The sequence below is a fragment of the Nemorincola caseinilytica genome (genome assembly GCF_039540515.1).
GTDB lineage: Bacteria > Bacteroidota > Bacteroidia > Chitinophagales > Chitinophagaceae > Nemorincola > Nemorincola caseinilytica.
The window spans coordinates 164802-183966 of sequence record NZ_BAABFA010000007.1 but is presented as its reverse complement, the minus strand read 5'-3'; the positions used below and the strand labels follow the sequence as shown (position 1 = coordinate 183966).

17 protein-coding genes are annotated in these 19165 nt (G+C 53.3%); 8 read left to right on the top strand and 9 right to left on the bottom strand.

The genetic code is table 11. From position 1 onward, the window contains the following. Positions 1-31: 31 nt before the first annotated feature. Both ABD843_RS04840 and ABD843_RS04835 read right to left on the bottom strand, forming a co-directional pair. The gene (locus tag ABD843_RS04840; protein WP_345079350.1) at positions 32-1993 is read right to left on the bottom strand and encodes a T9SS type A sorting domain-containing protein; all 1962 of its coding nucleotides are present in this window, start codon (positions 1991-1993) and stop codon (positions 32-34) included. Positions 1994-2170: 177 nt separating this feature from the next. Then, positions 2171-3541, bottom strand: coding sequence for a HAMP domain-containing sensor histidine kinase (locus tag ABD843_RS04835; protein ID WP_345079347.1), 1371 nt, complete (start codon positions 3539-3541; stop codon positions 2171-2173). A gap of 183 nt (positions 3542-3724) precedes the next feature. Between ABD843_RS04835 and ABD843_RS04830 the strand changes: the two genes are divergently transcribed. Next, on the top strand, positions 3725-4357 hold the full coding sequence (locus ABD843_RS04830) for a hypothetical protein (RefSeq protein ID WP_345079344.1): 633 nt from the start codon (positions 3725-3727) through the stop codon (positions 4355-4357). A gap of 25 nt (positions 4358-4382) precedes the next feature. Here the strand turns inward: ABD843_RS04830 and ABD843_RS04825 are convergent, their stop codons facing one another. Beyond that, a complete protein-coding gene (locus ABD843_RS04825) occupies positions 4383-5513 on the bottom strand; it encodes a glycosyltransferase family 4 protein (RefSeq protein ID WP_345079341.1) in 1131 nt (376 codons plus the stop codon). Positions 5514-5569: 56 nt separating this feature from the next. Here ABD843_RS04825 and ABD843_RS04820 point away from each other — a divergent pair, with 56 nt between their 5' ends. After that, on the top strand, positions 5570-7069 hold the full coding sequence (locus tag ABD843_RS04820; protein ID WP_345079338.1) for an oligosaccharide flippase family protein: 1500 nt from the start codon (positions 5570-5572) through the stop codon (positions 7067-7069). Between the two features lie 88 nt (positions 7070-7157). Here ABD843_RS04820 and ABD843_RS04815 read toward each other — a convergent pair whose 3' ends face one another. After that, entirely contained in the window at positions 7158-8138 is a 981-nt protein-coding gene (locus ABD843_RS04815) for a sensor histidine kinase (RefSeq protein ID WP_345079335.1), read from the bottom strand. A 36-nt stretch (positions 8139-8174) separates the two neighbouring features. Continuing rightward, on the bottom strand, positions 8175-8900 hold the full coding sequence (locus tag ABD843_RS04810; RefSeq protein ID WP_345079332.1) for a pyridoxine 5'-phosphate synthase: 726 nt from the start codon (positions 8898-8900) through the stop codon (positions 8175-8177). A 142-nt stretch (positions 8901-9042) separates the two neighbouring features. Here ABD843_RS04810 and ABD843_RS04805 point away from each other — a divergent pair, with 142 nt between their 5' ends. Together ABD843_RS04805 and ABD843_RS04800 are read left to right on the top strand one after the other, a co-directional pair. After that, positions 9043-10503 (top strand): MBOAT family O-acyltransferase, encoded by a 1461-nt coding sequence (locus tag ABD843_RS04805; protein ID WP_345079329.1) that lies wholly within the window; start codon positions 9043-9045, stop codon positions 10501-10503. Beyond that, a complete protein-coding gene (locus ABD843_RS04800; protein WP_345079326.1) occupies positions 10503-11483 on the top strand; it encodes a hypothetical protein in 981 nt (326 codons plus the stop codon). Before ABD843_RS04805 ends, ABD843_RS04800 begins: the two co-directional genes overlap by 1 nt. Positions 11484-11590: 107 nt before the next feature. Here ABD843_RS04800 and ABD843_RS04795 read toward each other — a convergent pair whose 3' ends face one another. Together ABD843_RS04795 and mce are read right to left on the bottom strand one after the other, a co-directional pair. After that, on the bottom strand, positions 11591-12274 hold the full coding sequence (locus ABD843_RS04795; protein ID WP_345079323.1) for a peptidylprolyl isomerase: 684 nt from the start codon (positions 12272-12274) through the stop codon (positions 11591-11593). A gap of 94 nt (positions 12275-12368) precedes the next feature. After that, a complete protein-coding gene (gene mce, locus ABD843_RS04790) occupies positions 12369-12770 on the bottom strand; it encodes a methylmalonyl-CoA epimerase (RefSeq protein ID WP_345079320.1) in 402 nt (133 codons plus the stop codon). A gap of 122 nt (positions 12771-12892) precedes the next feature. Here mce and ABD843_RS04785 point away from each other — a divergent pair, with 122 nt between their 5' ends. The 3 genes from ABD843_RS04785 (at position 12893) to ABD843_RS04775 (ending at position 15128) form a co-directional block, all read left to right on the top strand. After that, entirely contained in the window at positions 12893-14113 is a 1221-nt protein-coding gene (locus ABD843_RS04785; protein WP_345079317.1) for an IscS subfamily cysteine desulfurase, read from the top strand. Between the two features lie 128 nt (positions 14114-14241). Continuing rightward, on the top strand, positions 14242-14658 hold the full coding sequence (gene iscU, locus ABD843_RS04780; protein WP_345079314.1) for a Fe-S cluster assembly scaffold IscU: 417 nt from the start codon (positions 14242-14244) through the stop codon (positions 14656-14658). Positions 14659-14801: 143 nt separating this feature from the next. Next, complete coding sequence (locus ABD843_RS04775) at positions 14802-15128, top strand: HesB/IscA family protein (protein ID WP_345079311.1); 327 nt, start codon at positions 14802-14804, stop codon at positions 15126-15128. Positions 15129-15160: 32 nt separating this feature from the next. Here the strand turns inward: ABD843_RS04775 and ABD843_RS04770 are convergent, their stop codons facing one another. Beyond that, positions 15161-17476 (bottom strand): GH92 family glycosyl hydrolase, encoded by a 2316-nt coding sequence (locus ABD843_RS04770; protein ID WP_345079308.1) that lies wholly within the window; start codon positions 17474-17476, stop codon positions 15161-15163. 132 nt (positions 17477-17608) lie between these two features. Here ABD843_RS04770 and porG point away from each other — a divergent pair, with 132 nt between their 5' ends. Beyond that, the gene (porG, locus tag ABD843_RS04765; protein WP_345079305.1) at positions 17609-18469 is read left to right on the top strand and encodes a type IX secretion system protein PorG; all 861 of its coding nucleotides are present in this window, start codon (positions 17609-17611) and stop codon (positions 18467-18469) included. Positions 18470-18613: 144 nt separating this feature from the next. Here porG and ABD843_RS04760 read toward each other — a convergent pair whose 3' ends face one another. Next, complete coding sequence (locus ABD843_RS04760) at positions 18614-19078, bottom strand: GNAT family N-acetyltransferase (RefSeq protein ID WP_345079302.1); 465 nt, start codon at positions 19076-19078, stop codon at positions 18614-18616. Positions 19079-19165: the final 87 nt, after the last annotated feature.

Here is a 19165-nt window from a genome sequence, read left to right as displayed (position 1 = left end):
GGCCCCTGTGGTAATGTATGGTGTCAGTTATTTATTGTTTGCTCACCTTGAGGGTCTGTACATGGCCGCCATCGCTGTAGCGGATGATGTAGATACCCTGTGGCAGTGCGCTCACATCTATAGTTGTGCTGTAGGCATCGATGTGCATGGTGCGGATGGTCTTGCCGGTGATGTCGGTAAGTACCATAGTAGCAGTGCTGCTGATGATACCGCTTACCTGCAGCGTCAGCTCGTGGTTCACGGGATTGGGGTAGGCCGCTACGCTGAAGGGCGCTGTGCCATTGCTGATATTGGGGATATTAACGGTAGCCAGTGTAGTGAACGGTATAGTGACCCATGCCGAGAGCGATGTGGGACCACAGGTATCGCGCACATGGGCGTAATAGGTGGTAGAGCCTGTGAGACCCGATACTGCCGCTGTAGATGTAGTAGACAGGGTGCCGCTGATGGTAGGATCGGCAGGGGTGTTGTCCACTACCCATTTGGCTGCTACGGCGCCGGTGGCCATTGTCCAGTTGAGCGTGGCGCTGCTGGCCGTGATGCCAGTAGCGGTAAGACCGGTAACTGCATTGCAACCGCCGGCCGCAGCCAGTGTGGTAAAGGGTATGGTGCTCCATGGAGAGAAGTTGCCTACGCCACAGCTATCGCGTACATGCGCATAGTAGGTAGTACCCGGTGTGAGGCCTGTGGGGCTGGTGCTGGTAGCAGTGGTATTGGTGCCCGAGCCTACGGGATCGGTAACGGTATTGTTGATGACATACTGGTAGCCGAGAGAACCGCCGGAGGTAACTGCTGTCCAGCTTACAGTAGCGCTAACGCTGGTGATGGCAGTAGCTGTAAGACCTGTGATGGCAGGGCAGGTAGATGCCGCTGTGGTAGTGAATGTATTGGTGGTCCAGGCGGCAAAGGAGGTAGCGCTGCACTTGGTGCGCACATGTGCATAATAAACAGTGCTGGCGGTAAGGCCCGATGCGGTAGCTGTAAGCAGCGTGGTGAGCGTACCTGATGCAGGAGGAGTAGCAGAGGTGTTAACCGCCCACTCATAACCTATGGCACCTGTGACAGCGGCCCAGTTGAGGGTGGCGCTGCCCGCTGTGATGCCACTCATGGTAACGCCGGTAACGGCAGCACAGGTAGACGTAGATGGCAGGGTAGTAAAAGATGCGCTGGTGACCCATGTAGAATAAGGAGTGCCGCACTGTGTGCGCACATGCGCATAATAGGTAGTGCTGGGGCTGAGGCCTGTGGCATTAGCTGTAGTAGTAGCCGTGTATGTGCCCGATGCAGGTGGGGTAGATGAGGTGGTAACAGCAAATTCGTAGCCTGTGGCGCCTGTGGCGGCCGTCCAGGTGAGGGTGGCAGAGCCCGATGTGATGGCACTGACGCTAAGGCCTGTCACAGGCGGGCAGGTAGGTGCCGCAGCGGCTATGACGGCTGTATAGTCATGCACTTCTCCCATGATGTCCATCAGGAGGTTGGGGCAGGTATTAAGCGCAGTATAGTCAGCAGGGTCGGAGGATGCGACGACCCTCATTCTGCGGGTGCCTGCAGTAGCGGTAGAGGGAACGGTGATGCTAAAAGTGGATAAGCTGGTGGTCATAGAACTACTGCCACCAAGAAGCTCTGATGCTTCGAATGAGTTGTTGTTATTAAGGTCTATCCACACTCCCATACAAGGAACACCGGTAGGGGGGAAAGGAAAAGGTGTTGTAGGGGGGTTATTGCTGGCAGATACTGTGTATGTGCCACCTGCGTTGAGGGTAACAGACATCGCAGTGTTGTCGAGATAATAAGAAGGGCCGGCAGAACAACCCGTAGAGGGGTCATTGATGGCGGTACTACTTGCTCCATTGAGGATAAATGTACCTACTCCGTAGCCCAGATTACAGCCTTGATTGTAGCTGGGGGAACAATACTGCGCCGATGCCCTACCGGGAGAGAGGGCAAAGAATAATGCCGCTATGAGGGACAAGCGGAGGGAGAATTGTTTCATAATTATTAGATGTGTTTGGTAATGTGTTTGGTAAATAATGGTCGCTTTGGAGCAAGATAGGTAAAAGTTGTCAATAAAATAACATATGAAATATAAATAATTACTTATTGACCGGTACATATATCGGTCAATGTAAATAACTATTAACCAATGGGCCATATTTTCCAACGCACCATGCTATGGCTGCCAGTGGGGGAAGATGAGCTGTACAAGCGTGCCCTCGTTCTGTCGGGATAATACAACTATCTCGCCCCGGTGAATGCGCATGATATTGCGCGAGAGGGGCAGGCCTATACCATAGCCGGCATATTCGCCGGTATTGGAGGCGCGGAAGAAGGGGTCATAGATGTGCTGCAGCTCATTGCCGGGTATACCTATGCCATGGTCTTGTATGGCTATGATCACACTGGCCTCGGTGGGGTAAAGCGATACGGTCACAGGGCCATTGTTAGAGTATTTGCAGGCATTGGTCATAACGTTGGTGATGGCAAGGTGCAGCAGCTGGCCATTGGCCTTTATCTTCAGTTCGTCGGGGTTGTGGGGTATGCGGCTCAGGTCTATAGATATCTTGTTGTCGGGGTTTATCTTATCTATGGTCTCTTTGGCATCGTATACCAGCTGGTCGGCACGCATGCGCTCGAATTTCTGGGTCTTGCCATTGAAGCCGGTCTGTGCCAGGAATAGTAGTGAGCGGGTGATGCTGTCAAGCCTTTCGGCCTCGTGCAGTATAACTGATAGGGCGCGTATATATTCATCGGGCGGGCGCACTTTGGAGAGGGTCACATCGGCCTCGCCTATGATGGTGGTGAGGGGTGTGCTGAGCTCGTGCGAGGCATTGCTGATGAAGTTGTTCTGGGTCTCGAAGGCGGTCTCCAGCCTGTCCAGCATATTATTGAAGGTGGCAGCGAGCTCGCCTACTTCGTCTTTCTCATTGGCCCCATCAAGCCGTACATGCAGGTTCTGCGAGCCTATCTCCTTCACCTTTCGCGTAATGGCGATAACGGGGTTGAACACCTGCCGCGAGAAAAGCACCGACATGGAGAGCGCAAAGAGGGAAGAGATGATAATGGCCGCCAGTATCACATTGCGTATATAGGCCAGGTAGTGGATATTGAAGTAATTCTCTGCTGATACGATGACGGCATACCTGTCGGGCCCGGCCTGGTAGCTGATGCCCGAGAAAAAGATATTGCGCTGCTGGTAGATGGCGGGCCTGTTGTTCTTTATGCTTTGGAAGAAGGATACGGGCACCTTTAACCTTTCGGCCTCTTCGGCAAAGGAGCGGCCGGGCGTTATCTTGAAAATGTACTCTTTTTCCTGGGGCAGCTTTTGCAGGTGCAGGGCGCGTATCTCGCGCATCACACTTGCCTTGTCGGCCTCGGTCTCTAGTGCGGAGCGGGCAGCTATGACGGCGCGTATCTCCAGCCGCTTGTAGAAGTCGGAGAAGGCGAACTTGTTCATGGGGTAGTATACCGACACACTGAACAGTATGATGACGAAGAGGGAGAATAGGAAGAATATGGCGGCTATCTTGGTCTGCGTTCTCATGGTATACTACAAATATAAGCTATGGGAGCAGGCGAACGTACAGGTAATAAGCGCAGTTGCCGAAAGGGTATAAGGCACGGCTATTGTAATACTTGAAGTGGCTTAGGTATTATTTTCATACATTGGCGGCCTCAATATCGCAGGCAGATAGCTGCGTAATAGAATGTTCATAAACAACGACCTATGAGATCATATACCCTCCATTTGTTTTTCTATTTACTGATAGTTGCCCATAGCGCCATGGGGCAAAGGAAAGAGTTTGAAGGAACGATAGAGTTCTCTACAAAAGAGGTGGCAAAAGATACGCTTGCGGGTACCGGCGCTTATACAAGCACTTTCGGTACATCGTATACTACATACCTAAAGAAGGGATCTTATAAACAGGTACTGGAGCACGGAACGCTTGAGTGGATCATGTATGACAAATACGCCAACCGGTATTGCTTTAAAGCGCATGACAGGGACACTATCTATTTCCTGGATTGTTCGAAAGAGACCGGCAGATCGGCGATCGGGCGCATAGATGCACAGGCCACCATACTGGGATATAAGTGCCGTGCCATAGAAATGAAGGACGAAGAAGGAACACAGACGGTCTTTTACTCGCCTAAACTGAGAATGAGTAAGAAATATTTCACCCGGCATAAATGTATGAGCTTCGATCTGATGTCGGAATATTGCAATGCGCCCTATCTGAAGATAATAGCTGAGACCGGCTCGTCGACCATCATCACCGAGGCAAAAAAGGTGACGAGGAAGAAATTGGACGATAATATTTTTGCGCTGCCCGACCTACCGTATAAACAATTGAATTAGGTGGTAGGTAACCAGCACAAGAGAATTATTTGCCGCTTACACACTGCATCATACAGGCCCACAGGCGGTCGGCTGCGCCCTGCCAGGTGAATTTCTGTACCTGGGTGGCGGCATTGGCTATCAGGCGGGCGCGCAGGGTCTCGTCCTTGTACAGGGTGTGCATCTTAGCGGCTATATCATCGGGGTCGGCGGGATCGGTGAGGAGGGCCGCATCGCCGGCCACCTCGGGCATGGACGATGTATTGCTGACGATGGCGGGCACATTGCACTGCAAGGCCTCGAGTATAGGTATACCGAAACCCTCGAACAGGGATGCATATACCAGCGCATAGGCGCCGCCTATCACCTTGCTCAGTTCGTCCACATTCATGTAGCCTACCCATCGTACATCTTCCTTGAAGGGCATGGTGTGGCGCAGTATCTCTACCTCGTCGTACTTCCAGGCGGGGCGGCCTACTATCACCAGCTTCATATTGGTACGCTGGCGCTTCTTGAAGGCCGAGAAGGCCTTCAGCAGGTTCAGTATGTTCTTGCGGGGGTGTATGGCCCCTGCGAACACGAAGTACTCGCAGCCATCGGTATATTTTTCCTTCACGGCCTCGCGCTCGGGTGCGGTAAGTGGGCGGTACTCCTCGTGCGCACCATTATATACCACATCTATATTGCCGGGCGCTATGCCGTACCGCTCGCTGATATCGTTCTTCGAAAAGGTAGATACGGTGGCGATACGCGCGGCCTTGCGGGCAAAGAGGGGTGAGTAATGCCGCCAGTACAGGCGGTGGCTGGTAACATAATGCTCGGGATAGTGCTCGAACGCGAGATCGTGTATGACGAGGCAGGTGGGCACCTTGGTACTGAGCGACAGGTAACCGTCGGTAGAGAGGAAGAGGTCTATCTTGTACTTGCGCAGCATCATAGGTATGCTCCACTCGAACCAGAGATAGAAGAGAATAGGGTGGCGCGCCTGCGGATGAACGACCACGGGAGTGACATTGGGTGCGAAAATGAATTGCTCGTCGTACGGACGGTCGAAAAAGAAATAGAACTCGTGCTCAGGGTGCTGCCTGACGATATGCTCCAATGTCTGATATGTGAACCAACCGATACCTTCCAGCTTCCCCTTTAACAGTAAGCGTGTATTTACCGCAATGCGCATAGCTTAATGCCGACAAAAATATACTTTTACCGACTTATCCGCCGTTATTTGTACGAATGCAGCGCTTTTTTGTAAAAAATATCCTTTTTACCATAGCTGTGAACCTGCTGGTGAAACCGGTGTGGGTGCTGGTGATAGACAGGTCGGTGCAGAACACGGTGGCGGCTGCCTCTTATGGCACCTACCAGGCGCTGTTCAGCCTGGGCATCATCTTCCAGACCCTGCTGGACTTCGGCATCAGCAACTATAACAGCAAGACCATAGCCGCCAATCCCGAGCGGCTGCCCGAGCTTTTCCCGGCCATGCTGTCGGCAAGGCTGGTGCTGATGTGCATATATATAGCCATAGCCTACACATGGGGCTACATACTGGGCTACAGGGGATGGGAACTGGGGCTGCTGGCAGGCATACTGCTCATACACTCGCTGAATGCGCTGCTGTCGTTCATACGCAGCAATGTGTCGGCGCTGCACAGGTTCAAGACCGATGCGCTGCTGTCTATAACCGACCGTACGCTGATGATACTGATATGCGGCTTCCTGCTGCTGTACCCGCCCACGGCAAGGGCCTTTCGCATACAGTGGTTCGTGATAGCGCAGGTGGTGTGCTACTTTGTAGCGGCAGGTATGGGGTATGTGATACTGAGGCGTATAGGTAGGGTAAAACTGCGTTTCTCCTTCAGCATGCCGGAGATACTGAGCGTGATGAGGAGCAGCTTTCCGTATGCGCTGCTCATCTTCCTGATGTCGGTATATAACCGGGCCGATGCCGTGATGATAGAACGACTGAGCGCCGACGGCAAGGCGCAGGCAGGTATATGGGCCGCGGCCTTCCGCCTGCTGGATATGGCCAATATACTGGGCCTGATGTTCGCCACTATGCTGCTACCGCTCTTTGGGCGCATGCTGGCGCAGAAGGACGATGTGCGCCCTATCGTGCGCCTGTGCGTGAACATGATGCTGCCCTTTTCGGTAGTGGTGGCGGTGGCCGCACTGTTCTTTGGCGGCGATATAATGTACCTGCTGTACCACAAGGGCGAGCTATATGCCACGCAGCATGTGAGCTACCATATGGTGTTCTCCTGCCTCATGCTATCATTCCCGGCATGGTGCCTGATGTATGTATACTCTACCCTGCTGACGGCCAATGGCAGCATGCGGGCGCTGAACACGATAGCACTGTGCGGTGTGGTCTTCAACCTGGCGCTGAACTACTGGCTGATACCGCAATACAAGGCATTTGGCGGGGCCATAACATCGCTGGCCACGCAGACGGCGCTGGCGCTGGCGTTCATGGTTGTGGCCATACGCATAATAAAGCTGCCGCTGAACCTGCGCTGGACACTGGCGCATATAGGCTATGCACTACTGGTGCTGGCCCTGGGCTATGGGCTGACGGTAGTATGGCATGCTGCAAGGCCGGTACAGTTCGCGGTATTTGGCGGGGTGTGTATGGCGCTGATGTTCGTGTTCCGGTTCATATCGATAGGGGATATAAAGAAGCTGGCCAACCGGCAGACGGCATCGGGCGATACCACGGATGTGGCTGCTATGTAAGCAGTGTTCGTTACCTGAACCACCTGGTGCATGTATATAGCCGCAGGCATAGAAGAGACCATGCGGATGTGTACAGGAAAAAGTAAGGTCAGGGACGGTTCTGCAGCACAGGCAGTTGTATCTCGAAGATGCTGCCGGTGGGCGCGTTGTCCTTTATGAGCATGCGGCCACGGTGCTGTGCCACTATGCGGCTGCTGAGGTATAGGCCCAGCCCTGTGCCCTTGGTCTTGCGGCTTTCCTCGTTGCCCACGCGGTAGAATTTGTCGAAGACCTTCTTCTTCTCGGCATCGGGTATGCCGGGTCCCTTATCGGCCACCTGTAGTATGGCGGTCTGCTGGCGCATTTCCAGGCTTAGCTTTATGACACCTGTAGCGGGGGTGTATTTTATGGCGTTCTCTACAAGATTGGTAACGGCTATGCGCAGCATAGACTTGTCGCCAATGATGCGGCAGCCTTCTGATATGTCTTCCTCGAATGTTCGCTGGTAGCGGGCGGCAAATTCTGCCACCACATCTTCTGCCATATCGGACAGGCTGAAGGCCTCCAGCACAGGCTTGTACTGCCCACCCTCTATCTGCGATGTGAAGAGCATATTGTTGCAGAGATCGTTGAGCCGGTTCGACTCGGAGATGCAGCGGTCTATGAGCTTGCGGCGTTTCTCATCGTCCAGCTGGTGTTTCTCCAGCGTTTGCAGGTTCAGCTTTATAGATGCCAGTGGCGATTTGAGCTCGTGCGTGACGGCCAGCATAAAGTTGTTCTGCTGGCGCGACAGGCTGATGCGCCTGCTGAAGGAGCCATATACCACGGCCGCACCTATGAGTATGACCACGAGGAAGGTAATACCCTCGGCCACATACTGGGTGGTGCGGCTATCGAGCTTTTCGTTGAGCTGGTGCATCTCTGCGGCATACTCGCGGGGGAACTGCATACTATCGAGCTGGGTACGCAGGGTGATGACCTCCTGCGCATATATGCGGCCGCTCTGCTGCTGCAGGCTCATCTCCCAGAAGACGAGGGCGGCAATGATATATGCCAGTATGACCAGGTAGAGGGATGTGACAACGCGCATAGCGAAAGATAATAAAATGATGATGAACAGTACTGCCTAGCCGCGGGCGATGGCACGCTTGTAGAGCTGTATGGTATTCTCCAGGCCATAGTAGAGGGCATCGGCTATGAGGGCATGACCGATGGAGACCTCCTGCACCCGGGGTACAGTGCGGGTAAAGTAACCCAGGTTGTCCATATCCAGGTCGTGGCCGGCATTGATGCCCAGGCCATGAGTGGTAGCTACCTGTGCGGCCTTTACATATGTGGCCACAGCGGCCTCGCGGCCCTGCTGGTAATGGCGGGCATAATCTTCGGTATAAAGCTCTACGCGGTCGGTGCCGGTATCGGCGGCGGCGGCCACTATGCTTTCTACCGGATCAGTGAAGATGGATACGCGTATGCCGGCCTTATGAAAGACCTCTGTCATATCGCGCAGGTAGGTTCTTTCCTTTATGGTGTCCCAGCCGTGATTGGAGGTTAGCTGGCCGGGATCATCGGGCACAAGGGTCACCTGGGCGGGTCTTACCTCCAGCACCAACTGCACGAATTTGTCCTCCTTAGGGTTGCCCTCTATATTGAACTCGGTAGTGATGATGCCTGCTATCTCGCGGGCATCGGAGTAGCGTATGTGCCGCTCATCGGGGCGGGGGTGAATGGTGATGCCGTCGGCGCCGAAGGCCTGGCAGTCTATGGCCGCCTGCAGCACACTGGGCCTGCTGCCGCCACGGCTGTTGCGCAGGGTGGCTATCTTGTTGATGTTGACCGAGAGTTTCGTGAGCATATATGCTGCAAAAGTAGGCTGCTTTTCGGTATGGTGGTGGGGAGGGGTCTTATGGTATTATCTACTATCTCAGGGTAATTATTACCTTCGCACTGTTTTTAGGGCAGGGTGTAAGTACCTGCCCTGACCCCTGACCGCCGGTATGCTGTTCAATTCCATCGAATTCGTTTTTTTCTTCATTATAGTAACGGGAGCTTTCTTCCTGTTGCCGCATAAGTTCCGGTGGGTGCTGCTGCTTGTTGCTTCATGTTTTTTCTACATGTTCTTCAAGCCCATATATATACTGATACTGGGCTTTACCATAGTGATAGACTACTATGCGGGCATACTGCTGGAGAACGAACCCGATAAGGCAAAGAAAAAGCGGTACCTGGTAATGAGCCTGGTGGCCAATATAGGCGTACTGGCAGTGTTCAAGTATTTCAACTTTTTCAACGACAATATAACCAGTGTGGCAGAGTATATGGGGTATAAGAACCCCATACCCTACCTGAGCATACTGCTGCCCATAGGGCTCTCGTTCCATACCTTCCAGGCCATGAGCTATACCATAGAGGTATACAGGGGCAACCAGAGGGCCGAGCGACACTTCGGCATATACTCGCTCTATGTGATGTTCTACCCACAACTGGTGGCGGGGCCTATAGAGCGCCCGCAGAACGTGCTGCACCAGTTCCACGAGGTGCAGACATTCAAATACGATAATGTGGTGAGCGGCCTGCGGCTGATGCTGTGGGGCATGTTCAAAAAGGTGGTGATAGCCGACAGGCTGGCCGTGGTGACGGATATGGTGTTCAGCGATCCGCACCACCATTCATCGGTGGCTATAGCGATAGGGGCCGTGATGTTCGCCTTCCAGATATTCTGCGACTTCTCGGGCTACTCTGATATAGCGCTGGGCAGTGCGCGTGTGATGGGCTTCAAGCTGATGCTGAACTTCGACCGCCCGTTCAATAGCAAGAGTGTAACGGAGTTCTGGCGCAGGTGGCACATATCGCTCTCTACATGGTTCAACGATTACCTGTTCAACCCCATAGTGGTGGGGCTGCGCAACTGGGGCACTATGGCCATAGTTTTCGGGCTGCTCATTACCTTCTTTATCAGTGGCTTCTGGCACGGGGCGGGATGGAAGTTCGTGATATATGGTGTGCTGAACGGGCTGGCGCTGGTGTATGAGTACCTGACGCGTAAGAAACGCAAGAAGCTCTTCAAAAAGCTGCCAGTGCCGGTGGCAAATGCAATAGGGAAGTTCTGCACGGTGGGTTTCATAGCTTTTTCGTGGATATTCTTCAGGGCAGAGAATGTGAGCGATGCGCTGTATATGGTGGGCAGGCTGCCGGGCGTCTTTACCGAGATACCGCAGATGATAAGCAGCAGGCACTTCAGCACAGGTATACAACTGGCGCCCATGCGCATGCTGCTGTGCGTGGCCCTGATACTGTTCATGGAAGGCGTGCATATGCTGCAGGGCAAGTATGATGTGGTGCAACTGGTAGAGCGCAGGCCGGTAGCGGTGCGGTGGGGTATATACTATGTGCTGGTGCTGGCCATACTGTACCTGGGCATGTTCAATAATAAAGAATTCATTTATTTCCAGTTCTGATGAAACGGTTCGTATACAGGTTGGTGTTGTTCTGCGTGCTGCCTATGGTGGCGCTGATACCGCTGGCGTATATGGTAGATGCGGGCCTGCAGCGGTCGCGCAGCTTCCTCTATGCCGAGTGGAACGACCTGTTCGCAGGGCGTATACAGGCCGATATGCTGTTCATGGGCTCATCGCGGTCGTGGGTGCATTTCTCGCCGCAGATAATGGACAGCGCCCTGGGTGTGAACACTTACAACCTGGGCCTGGACGGCACGCCGCTGGACCTGCAATTCGAAAGGCTGAAGATATACCTGCGCTACAACAAGATGCCGAAGTACATAGTGCAGGAGGTAGGCCTGAACACGGCCATGTCGCGCTCGAAGGAATTGCCGCATTACGAGCAGTTCCTTCCCTACCTGGCCGATACGGCCATGTGGCGCATATACAGCAGTATGTATCCCGGGGTGTCGGTGGCAGACAGGTTCTTTCCGCTGTACAAATACAACAACCAGTTGCCGCTGATAAAGGAAGGTATAATGAGCTACCTGGGCCGTGGTGTAAAGGCGGTGAAGTATAAGGGCTACGAGGGCAGGCTGCTGACGTGGGACAATGCATTTGACGAGATGGTGCGGCAGAACCCCAATGGCATGAGCCTGGCCATAGAGCCGGAGGCGATAGCCCTGCTGAACGAGTATGTGCAGTTCTGCAAAGACAATGGTGTGCGGCTGATACTGGTGTATTCGCCCTGCTACTACGAGGCTACGGCCTTCATCAAAAATATGGACCAGGTGATGGGCGTGCTAAGAGATATGTCGGTGAAGTATGAGGTGCCGCTGCTGGACCATACGCATACCTACATAGACTCGAACAAGGCATACTTCTACAACAGCCAGCACCTGAACAAGCAGGGGTCAGAGCTGTTCTCGCGTATGCTGGCGCAGCAAATAGCGCCCTACATAAAAGACACTGCCGCACACCCGGCAGGTATGCGGCAGTAGCTAGAGCCTCTCCCCGGCCCTGCCTACCGGCAGGCAGGCCTCTCCCAAGGAGAGGGAGTGTCAATGTCCGCGCGGTCGCGCGGGTTCATTAACATCTGGCCGGTGGCCTATGATTTCTTTTTGAAGAAGCCCTTTACGCTGGATATGATGTTCTTCTTTTCCTCTACCACGCGTACGCTCACCATACGGATATCCTTATTGGGGCGGTCGTTGGCATCGCGGGGCTCGTTGGCTATCTTGTCTATTATCTCCTGTCCTTCCAGTACCTCGCCAAATACAGTATAGTTGCCATCGAGGTGGGGCGTACCGCCTACTGTCTTGTACACCTCGCGCTGCTCAGGGGTATAGTTGCGGCCGGTGCGTTTGCTCATATTGTCCAGCTCGGCATCGGTGAATGTTTTGCCTGCCACTATATAGAACTGGCAGGCCGATCCCGACTTATCGGGGGTCTGCTCGCGGGCCACGCCCAGTGCGCCGCGCTTGTGGTAGTTCACATCATTTATCTCGGCAGGTATGGTGGTGCCCAGGCCGCCATTGCCCAGCGACTGGCCGGGTTTGGCCTGCTTGGAGTCGGGATCGCCGCCCTGTATCATGAACTGCGGAATGCAACGGTGGAAGAGTGTGCTATCGTAAAAATGCTCGTTGGCCATCTTCACCATATTGTTGGTGTTGAGCGGTGTATTGTCGTAAAGCATCAGCACTATATTGCCATACTCGGTCTCTATCTTCACTTTATTCTTCTGGGCGATAGCACCGTGAGAAATAGCAGCTACAGCTGCGAGCAATATCATTCGTTTCATAAGTAGCTAAAGTTCTGTAATAATAATGATAAAAACGATATGCCAATGCCTGTGTAACAAAATAATGTCAACGATGTGGTAACGGTCACCTTTTTTCCTGGCACAGCTCTACGAGTACGCCATTGGTGGTGCGGGGGTGCAGAAAGCATACCAGCTTATTGTCGGCCCCGTTCTTGGGTGTCGTGTTCAGCAGCTCGAAGCCGAGGGCGGCCAGGCGCTTCATTTCGGCCTCTATATTCTCTACCTCGAAGGCCACATGGTGTATGCCCTCGCCTTTTTTGGCTATGAATTTGGCTATAGGGCTGTTCTCGTTGGTGGCCTCCAGCAGCTCTATCTTCGACTCACCGGTGCGGAAGAAGGCCGTGCTAACGCCCTCGGTCTCTACCACTTCCTGCTTGTAGCAGGGGGTGTTCAGCAGTTGTTCGTACAGGGGCAGCGATACGGAAAGGTCTTTTACAGCTATTCCCAGGTGTTCTATCCTTAGCATGGCAACAAATAGTTTTTATAAATGGCTACATAAGACCTGCAAACAGTGCAAGGGGCCGTAAAGTTATCAAATTGACGTAATTTTGCCTGAAGAAGTCTCTTTTCAGAGCACAACAAATTCGTATGGAACTTAAATTGCCGATATATCTTGACAATAACGCGACCACGCCCATGGATCCCCGTGTGCTGGATGCGATGATGCCCTATTTTACCGAAAAATTCGGTAATGCTGCCAGCCGTAACCACTCCTTTGGCTGGGTGGCCGAAGAGGCCGTGGACTATGCGCGTGAGCAGATAGCCAGGCTGATAGGCGCTGATGCAAAGGAAATAATACTGACATCGGGCGCTACAGAGGCCGATAACCTGGCCCTGAAGGGTGTCTTTGAGATGTATGCCACCAAGGGCAACCACATCATCACCTGCACCACAGAGCACAAGGCAGTGCTGGATACCTGCAAGCACCTGGAAAAGCAGGGCGCGCAGGTGACCTACCTGGAGGTAAAGGCCGACGGCCTGGTAGACCTGGGCGAGCTGGAAGCGGCTATAACCGACAAGACCATACTGATAGCCATAATGTATGGCAATAACGAGATAGGTGTGATACAGCCCGTGCGCGAGATAAGTAAGATAGCGCGCAAACACGGTGTACTGTTCTTTACCGATGCTACGCAGGCCGTGGGCAAGATACCTGTGGACGTGAATGCCGACGGTATAGACCTGATGGCCTTCAGCGGGCATAAAATGTACGGCCCCAAGGGTGTGGGCGCGCTGTATGTACGCCGCAAGAACCCAAGGGTAAAGGTGACCGCCCAGATGGACGGCGGCGGCCACGAGCGCGGTATGCGCAGCGGTACGCTGAACGTGCCGGGCATAGTGGGCTTTGGCAAGGCATGCGAGCTGTGCATGAACGAGATGGCCGAAGAGGCCGCGCGCCTGAGCAAGCTGCGCGACAAGCTGGAGCATGCACTGATGAAGATAGAAGAGGCATATGTGAACGGCAACAGCGAACATCGCCTGCCACATGTATGCAATATATCTTTCAAATATGTGGAGGGTGAAGGCCTGATGATGGGCTTCAATAAGAACATAGCCCTGTCGAGCGGATCGGCGTGTACGTCGGCATCGCTGGAGCCATCGTATGTGCTGAAGGCGCTGGGCCTGGGCGACGACCTGGCACATAGCTCACTGCGCTTTGGCCTGGGCCGTTTCACTACCGAGGAGCAGATAGATTTTACCATAGATGCTATAACCACCACGGTACTGAAGCTGCGCGAAATGAGCCCGCTGTGGGAAATGTACAAGGAAGGTATAGACCTGAACACGATAGAGTGGGCGCACCACTAATGAATGTGCAAATGTGCAGATGAAGAATGTGCAAATGGTGTGACGGCAAAAAAAGTAGATAAAAATATTATTATACATAGTGGGCAATTTGCACATCTGCATATTTGCACATTATCAAATTCAAAACAATGGCATACTCAGAGAAAGTAATAGATCATTATTCCAACCCCAAGAACGTGGGTACGCTGGATAAGGCGAAGACGAATGTGGGCACCGGCCTGGTGGGCGCACCAGAATGCGGCGACGTGATGCGCCTGCAGATAGAGGTGGACGAGGAGAGCGGCGTGATAAACGATGCCAAGTTCAAGACATTCGGCTGCGGCTCTGCCATAGCATCTTCTTCGCTGGCCACAGAGTGGCTGAAGGGCAAGACAATAGACCAGGCACTGGCCATAGACAATATGGATATAGTGGAAGAGCTGAACCTGCCACCTGTGAAGATACACTGCTCGGTACTGGCAGAGGACGCCATAAAAGCGGCTATAAACGACTACCGTGTAAAGAACGGCCTGCCTGAACTGGTGGCCGAGAAAAAAGGACATTAGTAAATGGTCGTTAGTACATAGTAGATAGTAAGTAGTAAATGGTCATTGAGCGTTGTATGAAGTGTATGATGGCGCAATGAGTGTTGATCTTCAGCTATCTACTATGTACTAACTACTATATACCATATAAAATAAGGGTAACAATGATATATGTAAGTGACAGGGCAAAGGAGAAGGTGATGAAGCTAAGGCAGGAGGCTGCTTTGGGCGATGATTACTTTCTGCGTGTGAGCGTGGTAGGCGGTGGCTGCTCGGGCTTATCTTACAAGCTTGATTTCGATAACGAGACGCAACCCAAGGACCAGGTGTTCGAAGACCAGGGCGTAAGGGTAGTGACCGACCTGAAGAGCTTTCTTTACCTGTGCGATACCACGCTCGATTTCTCGGACGGGCTCAATGGCAAGGGTTTCCACTTCAGCAACCCCAATGCCAGCCGTAGCTGCGGCTGTGGCGATAGCTTTGCAGTATAGTTTTCCTGTAGAGATCTTCCCAATTCATTCTTTTACTTCTTTACAGGCTTGCTGCCCATACGGAACACCAGCTCGCCACCCTCCATTATCTCGCTGTGGGTGATGTAGCTCCTGTTCAGGGGTTTGTCGTTCAGTAGTACCTGCTGTACATATACATTTTTATCGCCCTGCCCGCGTGTGGATATGTACATGGTACGGCCATTATCCAGCCGCAGGGTGGCTGTGTTCACCGCAGGGCTACCCAGCTCGTACCTGTCGCTGCCGGGCGCCATGGGGTAGAAACCCAGCGCGCTGAAGATGTACCATGCGCTCATTTGCCCGCAGTCGTCATTGCCGCCAAGGCCATCGGGCGTGGGGCGGTACATTTTCTTCATTATCATGCGCACACGCTCCTGCGTTCTCCATGGGGCATCGCAGTGATTGTACAGGTAGGCCACATGGTGCGAGGGCTCGTTGCCATGCACATAGTTGCCTATTATGCCCTCGCGCGTTATGTCCTCGGTATGTGCGAAGAAGCTGTCGGGCAACTGCATGGTAAAGAGCGAATCGAGATGCTTTGTGAAACGCTTCCTGCCGCCCATCATCTGTATCATATCATCGGGGGCGTGGGGCACATAGAGGCTGTAGTTCCATGCATTGCCCTCTATATAGCCGGGCTCGTCGGTGTTCAGCACATCGAAGGGCTGGCGGAAGGCCCCGCTGCTGAGCCGTGGGCGCATATAGCCGGTAGCGGCATCGTACACATTGCGGTAGTTGCCTGCCCGTTTGCTGAACTCGCGGTACACATCATCGCGTCCCAGCTTCTGCGCTATTTGCGCTATGCACCAGTCGTCGTAGGCATACTCCAGCGTCTTGGATACCGATGATGAATTCTTGTCTTCGGGCACATAGCCCAGCGCCATGTAGTGGCCCAGGCCATCGTATTTTCTATTCTTTGCGGTGGCCACACATGCATCCAGCGCCCGGTTAGCCTCGTACCCCCGGGTATTGCCCTTCACTACAGCATCGGCTATTACCGATACACCATGGTAGCCTATCATGCACCAGTTCTCATTGGCAGAGTTGCTCCATACCGGCAGCATCTTGTGTACGCTTTGGTCGTAGTGGGCCAGCATAGAGCGTATCATGCCCGCGTTGCGGCGGGGCTGGGTGATGTTGAACAAAGGGTGCAGCGCACGGTAGGTATCCCATAGCGAGAAGGTAGTGTAATTGGCGCGTGCTGTAAATGTATCGGTAGTATGCACGTTCTGGTCCAGCCCCTTGTACTGGCCGTTCACATCCATATATATGGTGGGGTTTATGTAGGCATGGTAGAGGGCGGTATAGAAATTCACCTTCGTGTCCTTATCGGCATCTATGGTGGTCTTTGCCAGCTCTTGTTCCCACTGTGCTTGGCCTTGTGCTTTTATACCGTCGAAGTTCCAGCCTGGCGCCTCATATGCCATGTTCTCTACCGCATTGGCTGTGCTGACGGGCGATATGGCCACCTTTACCTGTATCTGTGCATTGGGTGCAGTGGCGCCGAAGTTGAAGTATGCGCGTAGCTGTGTGCCTGCCATCTCGGGAAAGTTCTTTTCCTGGTCCCACTTGCGCCAGAAGCCGCGGTACACCTGCTTTTTGCTGCTGTTCTGCCAGCCATATTCTTTGATGGGCCTGGAAAAAGCCATAGCAAAGTATACCGTGCGTGTGCGGCCCCAGCCATTGGTCTGCCGGTAGCCGGTGACCAGTGTATCGTTCTCTACCCGCACGAAGGACCATACGTTCTTGTCGGGGTAGTTGTAGATGCCATAAACGAGGTCTAGCAGGATGTGGGCACTATCTGCTGCGGGAAAGGTATAGCGGTGCATGCCTACGCGGGTAGTAGTGGTGAGCTCGGCCTGTATGTTGTAGCGCTGCAGCAGTACCCTGTAGTAGTTGGGCTGCGCCATCTCGGTAGTATGCGAGAATGGAGAACGGAAGCCGCTCATTGGGTCTTCGGCCGATCCGGGCTCAAGCAGGAGCCTGCCGGTGGTTGGCATTACCAATATATCGCCGAGGTCGGAATGGCCGGTGCCACTGAAGTGTGTATGCGCAAAGCCTACAATGGTAGTATCGGCATACTGGTAGCCGGCACAGTATTTGTATACATCCTTGTTATACCTGCCATTCACCTCATAGGGTATGGTGGCGGTCTCGGGGCTTAGCTGCACCGAGCCGAAGGGTACCGTAGCGCCGGGATAGGTATGGCCCATCTTGTGGGTGCCTATCAGCGGGTTCACATGGTCTATGAGGCGCTCCTGCGCCTGTGTACTATATGCGGTACAAAGCGCTGCTGCCAGTAGCGTGCGCCTGATGGTAGAAAGATGCATGTGTGTATGTATGTTCCTCCACAAGTTACGATACAGATGCCCGTTTTGCGACCGGCTATGCAATAAATGGCTACATTTGTCGTTATACGGGTACTTGCCTGCCTTGCGGGCCGGGCGATGTATGTGAATTCTATGAAGCGTTTGCTGGTAGTATTATTGGGTATGGCGGGCATGTGCGGAAAGGCATATGCGCAAACCTATTTTACATCTACAGAGTTCGGCATAAGCGGTGGTGGCTCGCAGTACTTCGGCGACCTCAATGACCGCTATGGCTTCAAGACCATAAACCTGGGAGGCGGCGTGTATGTGCGCAAGCACTTTACGCAGTACATATCTATAAAGGCCGGTGGCTACTACACCAAGGTGAGCTATAGCGACAAGCTGAACAACGACCTGTTCCAGCGGACACGCAACCTGGACTTCACCAGTAAAATATATGAGTTCTCGGTACAGGCAGAGTTCAACTTCTTCCGTTTCACTACCGGCGACCCGTATCACCGCTTCACACCCTACCTCACTGGTGGCATAGGGGCGTTCATGTTCGATCCCTATACTACCTACAATGGCAATAGATATATGTTGCGGCCGCTGGGTACAGAGGGGCAGTATGTAGGTGGCTTCGACGACAGGAAATACGGTAATATAGCGCCCTGCATACCCATAGGCGCGGGCGTGAAATTCTGGCTGAAGGGCGGTGTGAACCTGACACTGGAAGTGGCCGACCGGCTGACCCTTACCGACTACCTGGACGATGTGAGCACTACCTATGTGGGGCTGGACCGTTTTCCGAAGTCGGCACAGAACCCTACCTACCTGCTACAGGACCGCTCTACAGAGAACCCGGGTACAGCGCCACTGGGCCGCAAAGGCAAGCAGCGCGGCAATTCTGCCACCAAAGACCAGTACCTGATGGCCATGTTCAGCATATCGTGGCATTTTGTTACCTACCGTTGCCCGTCCTTCATGGACCATGATATGATCAGCACTTACTAATGCTTTTCGTGAATGCGATAATGCGTAGGAATGCGACAATGCGACGCGTGTTATTGAATGCGATAATGTGGCTGCATGACCGAATGTGACGATACGGTATGCTGATGCCATTCATCGCATTTGCCACATTATCGCATTGCCACATTATTCATTCACATCCAGTACCGCGTTCACCCATTCGGGGTCGAACTTAGCATTGAATTTGCGATAGAAGTTGAAAGCGGGCTCGTTCCATTCCAGTACCTGCCATACTATGCCGGTGAACTGTTTGTTTTTTGCCTCTTGTATCAGTGCGTTCATGAGCATGGCGCCCATGCCGCGGCCACGCGCGGCCTCGGTGACAATTATATCCTCAAGGTACATGCGCTGGCCCTTCCATGTAGAGTAGCGTATGTAGTATAGCGCGAAGCCCTGTATCACCCCGTTCTCCTCGGCCACGAAAGCCCACCACACAGGGTGAGGGCCAAAGCCGCTCTGCCTGAAATGGTCTAACGTCACGGTCACTTCATGGGGCGCACGTTCGTACAGCGCCAGCTCGCGCACCAGCTCCATCATGCGTTCGCAGTCGGCCTCCTGTGCGCGGCGCACAAGTATCGCGCTATCTGTCATGTTTAACGTTTTGTTGTGCAATAGTAATGGCTTGATGACGTTATTCCAAATACTGCCAAACTTGCGTTAAACAACCCTTTGGGGTAT